Genomic DNA, 12448 nt, shown 5'->3' on the forward strand with positions numbered 1-12448 from the left:
CCTTTGTCTTGCGAGCGCGCGCGGGATGGGACCGACTCTTGACACCATTTTAAAATCTAATACGATTTAAAAAACGGCAGATCGGAGAAGCTGATGAGCGGTGCCATCCCCACGGATCGCAACCTGTACGACGAGGACCACGAGGCGTTCCGGGAGACCGCCCGTGCGTTCGTCGAGAAGCACGCGGCCCCCAACGCGGAACGCTGGGCGAAGGAGGGCAAGGTCGACCGCTGGCTCTTCACCGAGGCCGCGAAGGCGGGCGTGCTCGGCTTCAATATCCCCGAGGAGTACGGCGGGGGAGGCACCCGCGACTTCCGCTTCAACGCGATCTTCGGCGAGGAGCTCGCCCGGCACCCGGTCTCCGACGGCCTCGCCGGTGTCGGGCTCTCCAACGACATCGTGATCCCCTACTTCACCGACCTGACCAACGACGAGCAGAAGCAGCGCTGGCTCCCCGGCATCGCGTCCGGCGACTTGATCGTGGCGGTCGCGATGACCGAGCCCGGCACCGGGTCGGACCTGGCCGGCATCCGCACCAGCGCGGTCCGGGACGGCGACGACTACGTCGTCAACGGGTCCAAGGTCTTCATCTCCAACGGGCAGAACGCCGACCTGGTCGTCACCGCGGTGCGTACGGGCGAGGACAAGCACAAGGGCATCAGCCTCCTGGTGATCGAGGCCGACATGCCCGGCTTCAAGCGCGGCCGCAACCTGGAGAAGGTCGGCCTGCACGCGCAGGACACCAGCGAGCTCTTCTTCGAGGACGTACGCGTCCCGGCGGCCAACCTGCTCGGCGAGGAGGGCAGCGGGTTCCTCGGCCTGATGAAGAACCTGCCCCAGGAGCGGATCTCGATCGCCGCCAACGCTGTCGCCGCCTCCGAGGGCGTCCTCGAGCGCACCCTGACGTACGTCAAGGAGCGCCAGGCCTTCGGCAAGCCGATCGGCTCCTTCCAGAACACGCGGTTCGAGCTGGCCGACATGGTCACCGCCGTCCGGGTCAGCCGCTCCTACATCGACGACCTCCTCGCCCGGCACTCCCGCGGCGAGCTGAGCGCTGTCGACGCGGCCGCCGCGAAGTTCTGGACCACCGAGCAGTACGTCCAGGTCGTCGGCCGCTGCGTCCAGCTGCACGGCGGCTACGGCTACATGCTCGAGTACCGGATCGCGCAGGACTACCTCGACTCCCGCATCACCACCATCTACGGCGGCACGACCGAGATCATGAAAGAGATCGTCGGCCGCGACCTCGGTCTCTGAGACCGTCCTCCACTCATCGAAAGGGGCATCCGTGTCCGACGCCTTCATCTACGACGCCGTCCGTACGCCACGTGGCAAGAACCGCGGCGGCGCCCTGCACGGCACCAAGCCGGTCGACCTGGTGGTCGGCCTGATCGATGCGATCCGGGAGCGCAACCCCGGCCTCGACCCGAGCGTGGTCGACGACATCGTCCTCGGTGTCGTCTCCCCGGTCGGGGAGCAGGGCGGCGACATCGCCCGCACCGCCGCCATGGTCGCGGGTCTGCCCGAGACCGTGGCCGGGGTGCAGATCAACCGGTTCTGCGCCTCCGGCCTGGAAGCGGTCAACCTGGCCGCCCAGAAGGTCGCCTCCGGGTTCGAGACCCTCGTCCTGGCCGGCGGCGTCGAGTCGATGTCGCGGGTGCCGATCGGCTCCGACGGCGGAGCGTACGCCCAGGACCCGACCACCTCCTACGACGCCTACTTCGTGCCCCAGGGCATCGGCGCGGACCTGATCGCGACGATCGAGGGCTTCTCCCGCGAGGACGTCGACGCCTACGCCGCGCGCTCCCAGGAGCGCGCCGAGACCGCCTGGGCCGAGGGCCGGTTCGCGAAGTCGGTCGTGCCGGTCAAGGACGTCAACGGCGTCACCCTCCTCGACACCGACGAGCACCGCCGTCCCGGCACGACGGTCGACTCGCTCGGTGCCCTGAAGGCGTCCTTCGCGGCCGCCGGCGAGCAGGCCGGCTACGACGCGGTGGCGCTGCAGAAGTACCACTGGATCGAGAAGATCGACCACGTCCACCACGCCGGCAACAGCTCCGGCATCGTCGACGGCGCCGCGCTGGTGCTGATCGGGACCAAGGAGGTGGGGGAGCGGCTCGGGCTCACCCCGAGGGCTCGGATCGTGGCGACCGCGGTCACCGGCTCCGACCCGACCATCATGCTCACCGGCCCGACCCCGGCGACCGAGAAGGCCCTCGCGAAGGCGAACCTCACCGTCGACGACATCGACCTGTTCGAGCTCAACGAGGCCTTCGCCGCCGTGGTCATGAAGTGGCAGAGCGACCTGAAGATCCCTGACGAGAAGGTCAACGTCAACGGTGGCGCGATCGCGCTGGGCCACCCGCTGGGCGCGACCGGCGCCATGATCCTCGGCACCGTGCTCGACGAGCTCGAGCGCACCGGCGGCCGCCGCGGCCTGGCCACGCTGTGCGTCGGAGCCGGCATGGGCATCGCCACCATCATCGAGCGCGTCTGACGACGCCTGCCGAGCCTGACGAGAAAGAGAGACACACCCCCATGACCAAGTCCGGGATCCGCTATGAGCGCGGCACCGACGGCATCGTCACCCTGACCCTCGACGACCCCGAGTCGTCGGTCAACACCATGAACGACGCGTTCATGATCGGCCTCGAGGAGGTCGTCACCCGCCTGGAGGCCGAGCACGACGACGTCACCGGCGTGCTGCTGACCAGCGCCAAGAAGTCCTTCTTCGCCGGCGGCGACCTCAACCGGCTCCGCGCCGGCGACGCCTCGCGGGCCGCCGAGGAGACCGCCTACATCGACCGGATGAAGGACTGGATGCGCCGCCTGGAGACCAACGGCCACCCGGTCGTCGCCCTGCTGGGCGGCACCGCGCTGGGCGGCGGGCTCGAGGTCGCCCTGTGCGCCCACCACCGCATCGCCCTCGACGACCGCTCCAGCCGCTTCGGTGTCCCGGAGGTGAGCCTCGGGCTGCTGCCCGGAGGCGGCGGCATCTCCCGCATGGTCCGGATGTTCGGCCTGGCCAAGGCGCTGCAGGAGGTGATCCTGCCCGCGACCAGGTTCACCGCCCGCCAGGCCCTCGAGGTCGGCATCGTCGACGAGCTCGTCGCCGACGCGGCCGAGCTGGAGACCCGGGCACGGCAGTGGATCGCTGAAAACCCGGCCCCGGTCAAGCCGTGGGACGTCAAGGGCTTCCGCCTCCCCGGCGGGGACGTACGCAGCCCCGGCGTCTCCGGCATGCTCCCGGCCCTGCCCGCGCTGTTGCGCAAGCAGCTCAAGGGCGCTCCGATGCCCGCGCCCCGGGCCGCTCTCGCGGCGGCGGTGGAGGGTGCGTACGTCGACTTCGACACCTCCTCGAAGATCGAGACCCGCTACCTGGTCAGCCTGACCAACGGCCAGGTCGCCAAGAACATGATCAAGGCGTTCTTCTTCGACCAGCAGCACATCACCGACGGGGCCAGCCGCCCGGAGGGCTATGAGCGCTTCCAGGCGACCAAGGTCGGGGTCATCGGCGCCGGGATGATGGGCGCTGCGATCGCCTACGTCTGCGCCAAGGTGGGCATCGACGTGGTGCTCAAGGACGTCAGCGCCGAGGCGGCCGAGAAGGGCAAGGACTACGCGCGCGCCCTGGAGGCCAAGGCGCTCGCCAAGGGACGTACGACCCAAGAGAAGTCCGACGCCCTGCTCGCCCGGATCATCGCCACCGGTGACCCCGCCGACTTCGAGGGTGTCGACTTCGTCGTCGAGGCGGTCTTCGAGTCCGTCGAGGTCAAGCAGGGGGTCTTCCAGGAGATCCAGGAGGTCGTCGAGCCCGATGCGGTGCTCGGCTCCAACACCTCCACGCTGCCGATCACCGTGATCGCGGAGGGCGTCAAGCGTTCCGAGGACTTCATCGGCATCCACTTCTTCTCGCCTGTCGACAAGATGCCGCTGGTCGAGATCGTCCGCGGCGAGCAGACCTCGGATGCGACCCTGGCCAAGGTCTTCGACTTCGTCCTGCAGATCCGCAAGACCCCGATCGTGGTCAACGACTCCCGCGGCTTCTTCACCTCCCGGGTGATCGGCCGGTTCATCGACGAGGCGGTCGCCGCGGTCGGTGAGGGTGTCGAGCCGGTCAGCGTCGAGCAGGCTGCGCTCCAGGCCGGCTACCCGGCCGGGGCGCTGCAGCTTCTCGACGAGCTCACCCTGACCCTGCCGCGCAAGATCCGGCTGGAGACCCGCGCCGCCACCGAGGCCGAGGGCGGTGTCTGGATCGAGCACCCCGCCGAGGCGGTCTCGGACTGGATGGTCTCCCAGGGCCGGACCGGTCGCAAGGACGGCGTCGGGTGGTACGACTACGCCGAGGGCAGGCGCGCCGGCATCTGGCCGGGCGTACGCGAGCACTACGGCTCCGGTCGGACCCAGCTGCCGCTGAAGGACCTGCAGGAGCGGATGCTCTTCGCCGAGACGCTCGACACCATCGCCTGCCTCGACGCGGGCGTGCTGGCCAGCGTCGCCGACGCCAACGTCGGCTCGATCCTCGGCATCGGCTTCCCGGCCTGGACCGGAGGCGTGCTGCAGTACGCCAACCAGTACGACGGTGGCCTGCCCGGCTTCGTCACCCGCTGCCACGAGCTGGCCGAGGCCTACGGCGAGCGGTTCCTGCCGCCCGCCTCGCTGGTCGAACGGGCCGAGCGGGGTGAGCTCTATGAGTGAGTCGCGGCTCAGCACCCGGTTCACCGAGCTGGTCGGCATCGACCACCCGGTGGTGCAGGGCGGGATGATGTGGGTCGGCCGCGCCGAGCTGGCCGCGGCCGTCTCCGAGGCCGGCGGGCTGGGCATCATCACCGCGCTGACCCAGCCCACGCCGGCCGATCTGGCCCTGGAGATCGAGCGGACCCGGAAGCTCACCGAGAAGCCGTTCGGGGTCAACCTGACCATCCTGCCCTCGATCAACCCGCCGCCCTACGACGAGTACCGGCGCGCGATCGTCGACTCCGGTGTCACGATCGTCGAGACCGCGGGATCCAGCCCCGAGCCGCACATGGAGTTCTTCGCCGAGCACGGGGTGACCGTGATCCACAAGTGCACCAGCGTCCGGCACGCGGTGAAGGCGCAGAAGGTCGGCGTCGCGGCGGTCTCGATCGACGGCTTCGAGTGCGCCGGCCATCCGGGTGAGGACGACGTACCCGGCCTGGTCCTGGTGCCGGCGGCCGCCGACGCGCTGACCATCCCCTTCATCGCCTCGGGTGGGTTCGCCGACGGTCGCGGCCTGGCCGCGGCCCTGGTGCTCGGCGCCGACGGCGTCAACATGGGCACCCGGTTCCTGTGCTCGCAGGAGTCGCCGGTCGCCGAGTCGGTCAAGGAGCAGATCGTCGCCAACAGCGAGCTCGACACCAACCTGATCTTCCGGCCGCTGCGCAACACCGCGCGAGTCGCGAAGAACACGGTCAGCGACGAGGTCGTACGCATCCTCGAGGAGGGCGGGACGTTCCCCGACGTGCAGTCCCTCGTCGCCGGCGCTCGCGGGCGCCTGGTCTTCGAGGAGGGCGACCTGGAGGCCGGCATCTGGTCGACGGGCCTGTGTCAGGGCCTCATCCACGACGTCCCGCCCGCGGGCGAGATCGTCACCCGGATCGTGGCCGAGGCTCAGGAGGTCCTGACCCGGGCGGTCGGGCGTTTCGGCTGACCCCGGTGGTCAGGGGGAGGTGACCGTCCGTCGCACCATGTCCTGGGCGACGGCGATCACCTCCTCGAGGCTGCGGGTCTCGGGCCGCCACCACTCCACGACCCAGTTCATCGCACCGAGCAGGAGCATCCGGAACGTCGTGATGTCGAGATCGTCCCGGATCGTGCCCTCCTTCCTCGCCTCGTCGAAGAGGTCGCGCCAGATGTGGCTGTAGAGCGACTCCTCGGCCGCAGGCCGGTCCCGCAGCGCCTCGGGTACGTGCCGGGCGTTGCGGATCGAGGCGGTCGCGTAGTCGGAGATCTCCAGCTCGTAGCGGAGGTGGGCGTCGACCGCGGTCATGATCCGGTCGAGAGGAGCGGTGCCGTCGGGGAGCGCCGCGACGGCCTCCTCGACGTGGACGCGTACGTCGTGGGCGCCCGCCCACATGACCTCCTCGACCAGCTCGTCGCGGGAGGCGAAGTAGTAGTAGATCGCCGGCGCCTGGACTCCGGCGACCTCCGCGACCTCGCCCAGGCGCATACCGGCGTATCCTCTCTGCGAGAGCACGGTCGCCGCCGCGTCCAGGATGCGTTTGCGGGTCTTTTCGGACTTCGATGCCACGGCTGAATTCTAATACAGATTCAGTTTTGCGGCATCCGTGCCGCCCCGTCGATGATCGCCTGTCGGATCCGCGGATAGGTGCCACAGCGGCAGATGTTGCGGATCGTGTCCAGGTCGGCGTCGGTGACGGTGCGTCCCTCCGCCGAGACGCGTCGCACCAGGTCGACCGCGGCCATGATCTGGCCGGGCTGACAGTAGCCGCACTGGGAGACGTCGTGCTCGAGCCACGCCTGCTGCATCGGGTGCAGGCCGTCCGGACCCTCGCCGACGCTCGCCGGAAGCCCTTCGATCGTGGTGACGTCGTCGTCCGGCTCCAGGTCGGCGACCGGGACGGCGCACGGGTTGAACGCACGACCGTTGAGGTGCGAGGTGCAGGCTTTGCAGACGTTGATCCCGCAGCCGTACTTCGGCCCGGTGACGCCGAGCAGGTCGCGGAGCACCCAGAGCAGGCGTACGTCATCCTCGGCCTCGACACTGATCTGCTCGCCGTTGACCCGGAAGGTGTGGGTGGGCACGTGCACTCCCTTTCTGGTGGGGGCTTTCAACGGAGGAAGGTCAGGCCGTCGGTCGGCGAGGCCGGGACCGGCGGGACGGTCGGCTTGGGCTCGAAGGAGAGCGTGCCGTGGTTGATGGGGAAGTCGGTCGGCATGGTCCCGGTCGCCCGGCCGTACGCACAGGCGACCGCGGCCATCGAGGGGGCCACGCCGAGCTCCCCGGCGCCACCGGGCTCGCCCGAGCCGGGCACGATGATGACGCGTACGTCGGGCGGGGTGTTCCACTGCCGGGTGTAGAAGTAGTTGTCCCAGCTCGCCTCCAGGAAGTGTCCGTCGCGCAGGTGCAGGCTGGAGGTGAGCGTCTGGGCGATGCCGTCCATGAGGCAGCCCATCATCTGCGCCTCCAGGCCGCGCGGGTTGACCACGGTGCCGACGTCGACGGCCAGGACCGCCTTGGTGACCCGGGGTCCGGTGACGGCGTCGCGGACCTGCCGGCCCACGGTCTCCGGGCGCGTGTCGATCTCGACGAGGACCGCGCTGGTGGAGTGGTACTCGCCGTGGAAGGCGATGCCCTGGGCGACCCCGTCGGGAAGGCTCCGGCCCCACTCGCCGGCCTCGGCGACCCGGTCGAGCACCGCGCGGTCGCGGGCGTTGCGCAGGTGGTCGCGGCGGAAGCGGTAGGGGTCCTTGCCGGTCTTCGCGGCCAGCCGGTCGACGATCAGCTCGCGCGCGCAGGTCACGTCGGGGGAGTAGACGTTGCGCATCGAGCCGGTGTTGAAGCTCTTGTCGGTCTCCTTGAGCACCCGCGTGGCCGGCCCGAAGTTGTAGGGCATGGCCTGGGAGAGCTGGAAGAAGACCTGGGAGAAGGCCTTGTCGCCGACCGGGATCTGGGCGGCCAGCGCCGTGATGATCTCGCCGAGACCGTGACCGAGGTCGGTCGAGACGCTGGTGTGCGACTGCTGGTAGCCGAGCACCGTGCCGCCCACGTACGCCGCCCGCACCCGTGACCTCGCCATCGGGTGCGCGCGGCCCTGACGGGAGTCGTCGGCCCGGTGCCACATCAGCTTCACCGGCTTGCCGATCTTCCGGGAGACCTCGGCCGCCTCCAGGGCGGCGTCGAAGAAGAGCCGGCGGCCGAACGAGCCACCGCCCTGGGTGACGTGCACCCTGACCGCTGGGATCGGCAGCCCGAGCAGGGCCGCGATGGTCTCCTGGGCGACGATCGGCGACTTCAACGACGACCAGATCTCGGCCCGGTCGGGGCGTACGTCGGCGATGGCGCAGTTGGTGTCCAGGGCACTGTTGCTGCGGAACCGGAACGTGAAGGTCGCCTCCACCGACGGTGTCAGCGGCGGGAGGCCCAGCGGCGCCTCGGTGCGGCGCAGCTCCTCGAGCACGTCCTCGTCATCCTTGCCCTCGGCGGTTCCGGGGCCCCAGGTCACCCTCAGCGCCCGCACCGCGTCGATGCACTGCCCGAACGTGCGCGCCCGCACGGCCACCCCGGTCGAGATCGTGACCACGTCGGTGACACCCGGCATGGTGCGTACGTCGGCGGCGTTGGCCACCGAGCGGACCGTGCCGTTGATGGTCGGCGGCCGGCAGACCATCGTCGGCAGCGCGTCGGGAACCTGGAGATCCATCGTGAACTGCTTGCGTCCCGTGACCGCGGCGCGGGCGTCGACCCGGGTGCGCGGCGTGCCGATCACGGTGAAGTCCGTGTCCGGTTTCAGGGTCACGCTCACCTGCTCGGTGCGTACGCTCGCGGCCCGGGCCGCCAGGTCGCCGATCGGGATCTGCCGGCTCCCGCCCACGACCAGGCCGTCGCTGATGGTCAGCGCCTCGACACGGGACCCGAGCTCGGCCGCGGCGGACGCCAGCAGCCGGGCGCGGGCGATCCCGGCAGCGACCCGGATCGGGGTGTAGGTGGCGATGGTGGTGTTCGACGCGCCGGTGAGCTGGTTGAAGAGCAGCTCGGGACGAGCGTCGGCCAGGCTCACGTGGACCCGGTCGAGCGGCACGCCGAGCTCCTCGGCGATCAGCATCGCCGAGGACGTGGTGATCCCCTGACCCACCTCGGCGCGGGGGAGCGCGAAGCGCACCTCGCCGTCGGCGCCGACCTCGACGGTGATCAGGCTCGCCGTCGGGATCGCGGCCACCGTCATCAAGTCGTTGAGGTCGAGGATCTCGGTCGGCTCGGGCCACGGGATCCCGTCGGCCGCCGGTGCCGCCGGTCCGGCCGCCCTGGCCGGCTCTGCCGAGGTGAGCTCGGCGGCCGCGACCAGGGTCGGGCCGGCGAGCACGTAGCCGAGGAACGTACGCCTGCGCAGCGGTTCCACGTCAGAAGGTGCGGTTGCCGTCGGGGATGGTGATCGCGGTGCCCTGTCCCTTGGTCAGGTAGAACATCAGGTACTGCCGGGCGACCTCGTCGATGGTCCAGGCCAGTGCCGGCGCCAGCGGCAGGCTGACCGCGCCCTGGCGGATCTTGATGAACCACGGCCAGGCGGCCCGGATCGTCGACTCCCAGAACGGACGCGGCGTGATGCCGTCCCAGTCGGCGACCTTGTCGCCGACGAGATATCTGGCCAGCCCGTCGACCGCGGGTCGTGAGAACGATCCCGGGCTGGTCTGCTCGGCGAGCTGGCCGAGCAGGACGTCGGTCAGGATCACTCCCTCCGAGGTCGGCCCCAGGATCGGGTCGAGCAGCTGGTCGGACTGCTGGTTCGCGGCGGCCCAGGTGGCGGGGATGTACTCGGCGGGCACGCCGAGCATGTAGGCGTTGACCTGCCAGTTGTGGAGATAGCCCGCCTTCTCCGCGGAGGTCATGTCCAGGTCCCACTCGACGAGCTTGCGCATCGTCCAGGTCGCCAGGCTGTGCCAGGTGATCAGGATGTCGCCGATCGAGATCGGGATCTGCTGGCCGCCGCTGGTCTCGACCCAGTGCGGCGACTCGGGCAGCAGGTTGCGTACGGCGGCGTGCACCATCCGCGTCTTGACCGCCTGCGCCTGGGCCTTGCCGTCAGGTTCGTAGGCGTTGGGGTCGCCGACCGCGAAGCCGAGCATGCTGGTCTTGGCGACCCGGTCCTCCATGTCCGCGCCGCCCTTGGAGTAGTAGACCGCCCTGGCCTCGCGGGGGATCGCGGTCGAGAGCATCCCGCCGCCGGGCCCGTTGCAGAGGTTGAGGAGCAGCCCGTTCTTGGTGTTGAACGACGCCGCGGCGCGCAGCTTGCCCATGTCCGCCCAGTCGGGCAGACGCAGCGCTCGTGCCATCCAGTCGCGTACGTCCCCGGGCAGCCCGTCCGGGAGCGGCTGGTCGTTGCGGTTCCAGTCGAGGATGGCGGCGTTGATCGCGGGCACGTCGCCGCGCCTGAGGACCTCGCCCATGAGGTAGTCGATCTCGTCGTCCCACAGCCACTGCGGGTCGATGCCGGTGCCGCTCCCGGCCACGGACAGGGCGGGGTCCCAGGTCCACGGGACGGCGGCCCGGGCGGCGGCCATCGGGCCGCCCAGGGAGGCGACGGCGCCGGCCGCGATGCTGGATGCGACCAGGAACTTACGTCGGCTGAGCTCGTGCATGATGCTCCTTTGGTTCGAGGAGGGTCGGTCAGCTGGGGTAGCCGGGGTTGTTGCCGGTGGGTATCTCGATGCTGATCTGTTCCCCGCGGGCGAGGAACAGCAGCACCGCCTTGCGGATGAACTCGTCGAACATCCAGTAGGTCGGTGGCGCGAGCGAGAGCGGCTGGCCGGACTCGCGGAAGGCGACGAACACGGGCCAGCCGACCTTGATCGTCGTGTCGAGGGCAGGATGTCGGGGGAGCTCGAGCCACTCGGCGACCTGGTCGCCGAGCATGAACCGGCTCATCGACTCCAGGGCCGGCCGGGTGAAGAGCGTCCCGTCGATCTCGGCGCCGAAGTCGAGCAGGATGTCGGCGAGCGCGACGCCCTCGTCGGTGTGGGCCAGCAGCGGCACCAGCACCTGCTCGCGCTGGCTGAGCGCGTCGCCCCACGTCGCCGGGATGTACTCGTCGCGGACACCGAGCATGTGGGCGGTCACCTGCCACACGTGCAGGTAGCCCTCGCTGAGATCGGCGGGCCGCTCGACCTCCCACTCGTCGAGCTTCTGCCACACCGAGGAGGCCAGGCTGTGCCAGGTCACCATGATGTCGCGCTGGCTGATCGGGATCTCCTCGTCGGCGGCCGCCACCCAGTGCGGCGACTGGGGGAGGAGGTGGCGTACGGCGGCGTGGATCAGGCGCGTCTTCACGCAGGTCACGATCATCTCGCCGGAGGGGCCGAAGGCGCCGTTCACGCCGATGTCGTAGCCCAGCTTGGCGGTCTTCTTGATCCGGTCGCGCATGTCGCTGCCGCCGTAGGAGTAGTAGACCGCCCGGGCCTCGCGGGGGATCGCGGTCGACATCATGCCGCTGTTCATCCCGTAGAGGACGCCTAGGTAGAGGCCCCAGCGCTGGGTGAACTCGAAGGCGTCGGCGAGCTTGGCCTCGTTCGCCCATGACGGCAACTGACGCGCCTGTTCGATGAAGGCGTACAGGTCGCTGGGCAGCGCGGTCGGGGTCGGCTGGTCGTTGCGCGTCCAGCCGCGCAGGGCGTCGTTGACGGCGTCCACGTCACCGTGCTGGATCAGGTCGGCCACCACCTGGTCGGCCTCCGGGTCCCACACCGCCGACGGGTCGGCACCCGCGCCGGAGCGGGCGATCGAGGCCGAGGCCGGCCACGTCCACAGCGGGGTCGTCAGTGCTGCTGCGCTCACCGCTCCGCCCGCGACCAAGAGCTTTCGTCTGCTGAGGTCTGCCACTGCCACCACTCCTCATCATCGAGTCATCGAAGTGATCCGCGTCACTTCGGCCCTGATAGCGTAGAGCCACTATCGGCAATCTGCCAGTAGTAATTGGCAGATTGCCGATAAAGTGTGTCCTGTGCCTGCGTGAGCCGGTCGGGTGAGGAAGGATGGGGGACATGGCAACTCCGCGAGTACGCATGCAGGCCGATCGCCGGCGCGACCTGATTGTCGCGGCGGCGGCGCACGTCTTCGCCGAGCGGCGCTACGACGACGTCTCGACGACCGAGCTCGCTCGGGCCTGTGGGGTCAGCCGTGGCCTGCTGAGCCACTACTTCCCGACCAAGCGCGATCTCTATCTGGCCGTCATCGGCCGGCTCGTCGACGTGCCTCGCCTCCCCATGCCGGCCTATGTCGAGGGTGCGACCGTCGAGGATCGCATCGGCCGCAGCGTGGCCGAGTGGGTGGACATGGTCGTGGCTCGCAAGGACGCCTGGCTGGCGGTCTCCGGTTTCCTCGGCGAGTCCCGCGACGAGGAGATCTCGGTGATCCTGGAGGACTACATCGAGCGCATGGTCGACCAGATCTGCGAGCTCGCCGGGCTGCACGCGGTCCGGTCGCACCCTGCCGTACGCACGGCTCTGCACGGCTACTCCGCCTTCGCGACCACCGTCACCCGGCGCTGGCTGCTCGGCGCGCCCACTCCGCGTGAGCATCTGGAGCGGCTCCTCGGCGACACGCTGATCAGTCTCGTCCGCGTCACCGTCCCGGCGTTGACCGAGGAGTCCGCCCCGGCCTGACCCCCGCCGAGTCGGCTCGTCCTGACCGGGATTCGCGTCGAGTCGGCTCGTCCTGACCCAGATTCGCGCCGAGTCGGCTCGTTAGAACGAG

Annotated in this window: 10 protein-coding genes; 5 read left to right on the forward strand and 5 right to left on the reverse strand. The window is 69.9% G+C overall.

Going from position 1 to position 12448, the window contains the following annotated elements; translation table 11 throughout:
* The first annotated feature begins 93 nt into the window (after positions 1-93).
* Genes ACFU7D_RS24725 through ACFU7D_RS24740 form a run of 4 tightly spaced genes read left to right on the forward strand, consistent with a single transcriptional unit; the run spans position 94 to position 5671 of the window.
* Positions 94-1257: an acyl-CoA dehydrogenase family protein gene (locus ACFU7D_RS24725; protein ID WP_378872320.1), complete on the forward strand. Its 1164-nt coding sequence runs from the start codon at positions 94-96 to the stop codon at positions 1255-1257.
* Positions 1258-1288: 31 nt separating this feature from the next.
* The gene (locus tag ACFU7D_RS24730; protein WP_378872322.1) at positions 1289-2497 is read left to right on the forward strand and encodes an acetyl-CoA C-acetyltransferase; all 1209 of its coding nucleotides are present in this window, start codon (positions 1289-1291) and stop codon (positions 2495-2497) included.
* 41 nt (positions 2498-2538) lie between these two features.
* On the forward strand, positions 2539-4698 hold the full coding sequence (locus ACFU7D_RS24735) for a 3-hydroxyacyl-CoA dehydrogenase NAD-binding domain-containing protein (protein ID WP_378872324.1): 2160 nt from the start codon (positions 2539-2541) through the stop codon (positions 4696-4698).
* Positions 4691-5671 carry an NAD(P)H-dependent flavin oxidoreductase gene (locus ACFU7D_RS24740; RefSeq protein WP_378872327.1) on the forward strand — a complete coding sequence of 327 codons (981 nt, stop codon included), beginning with the start codon at positions 4691-4693 and terminating at the stop codon, positions 5669-5671. Before ACFU7D_RS24735 ends, ACFU7D_RS24740 begins: the two co-directional genes overlap by 8 nt.
* A 9-nt stretch (positions 5672-5680) precedes the next feature.
* Here the strand turns inward: ACFU7D_RS24740 and ACFU7D_RS24745 are convergent, their stop codons facing one another.
* Genes ACFU7D_RS24745 through ACFU7D_RS24765 form a run of 5 tightly spaced genes read right to left on the reverse strand, consistent with a single transcriptional unit; the run spans position 5681 to position 11530 of the window.
* On the reverse strand, positions 5681-6271 hold the full coding sequence (locus ACFU7D_RS24745) for a TetR/AcrR family transcriptional regulator (RefSeq protein ID WP_378872330.1): 591 nt from the start codon (positions 6269-6271) through the stop codon (positions 5681-5683).
* A 20-nt stretch (positions 6272-6291) separates the two neighbouring features.
* Entirely contained in the window at positions 6292-6786 is a 495-nt protein-coding gene (locus ACFU7D_RS24750) for a (2Fe-2S)-binding protein (RefSeq protein WP_378872334.1), read from the reverse strand.
* 26 nt (positions 6787-6812) lie between these two features.
* Positions 6813-9101: a molybdopterin cofactor-binding domain-containing protein gene (locus tag ACFU7D_RS24755; protein WP_378872336.1), complete on the reverse strand. Its 2289-nt coding sequence runs from the start codon at positions 9099-9101 to the stop codon at positions 6813-6815.
* 1 nt (position 9102) lies between these two features.
* Positions 9103-10338, reverse strand: coding sequence for an oxygenase MpaB family protein (locus ACFU7D_RS24760; protein WP_378872339.1), 1236 nt, complete (start codon positions 10336-10338; stop codon positions 9103-9105).
* Between the two features lie 28 nt (positions 10339-10366).
* Positions 10367-11530, reverse strand: coding sequence for an oxygenase MpaB family protein (locus tag ACFU7D_RS24765; RefSeq protein WP_378872341.1), 1164 nt, complete (start codon positions 11528-11530; stop codon positions 10367-10369).
* Between the two features lie 206 nt (positions 11531-11736).
* Here ACFU7D_RS24765 and ACFU7D_RS24770 point away from each other — a divergent pair, with 206 nt between their 5' ends.
* On the forward strand, positions 11737-12357 hold the full coding sequence (locus ACFU7D_RS24770) for a TetR/AcrR family transcriptional regulator (RefSeq protein ID WP_378732594.1): 621 nt from the start codon (positions 11737-11739) through the stop codon (positions 12355-12357).
* Positions 12358-12448 lie beyond the last annotated feature (91 nt).

The sequence above is a fragment of the Nocardioides sp. NPDC057577 genome, assembly GCF_042801335.1.
Lineage (GTDB): Bacteria > Actinomycetota > Actinomycetes > Propionibacteriales > Nocardioidaceae > Nocardioides.

Excerpts from the sequence above, each read along its gene's own strand:
- ACFU7D_RS24725 (WP_378872320.1), top strand. The coding sequence starts at position 94 with ATGAGCGGTGCCATCCCCACGGATCGCAACCTGTACGACGAGGACCAC.
- ACFU7D_RS24735 (WP_378872324.1), top strand. The coding sequence starts at position 2,539 with ATGACCAAGTCCGGGATCCGCTATGAGCGCGGCACCGACGGCATCGTC.
- ACFU7D_RS24740 (WP_378872327.1), top strand. The coding sequence starts at position 4,691 with ATGAGTGAGTCGCGGCTCAGCACCCGGTTCACCGAGCTGGTCGGCATC.
- ACFU7D_RS24760 (WP_378872339.1), bottom strand. The coding sequence starts at position 10,338 with ATGCACGAGCTCAGCCGACGTAAGTTCCTGGTCGCATCCAGCATCGCG.
- ACFU7D_RS24770 (WP_378732594.1), top strand. The coding sequence starts at position 11,737 with ATGGCAACTCCGCGAGTACGCATGCAGGCCGATCGCCGGCGCGACCTG.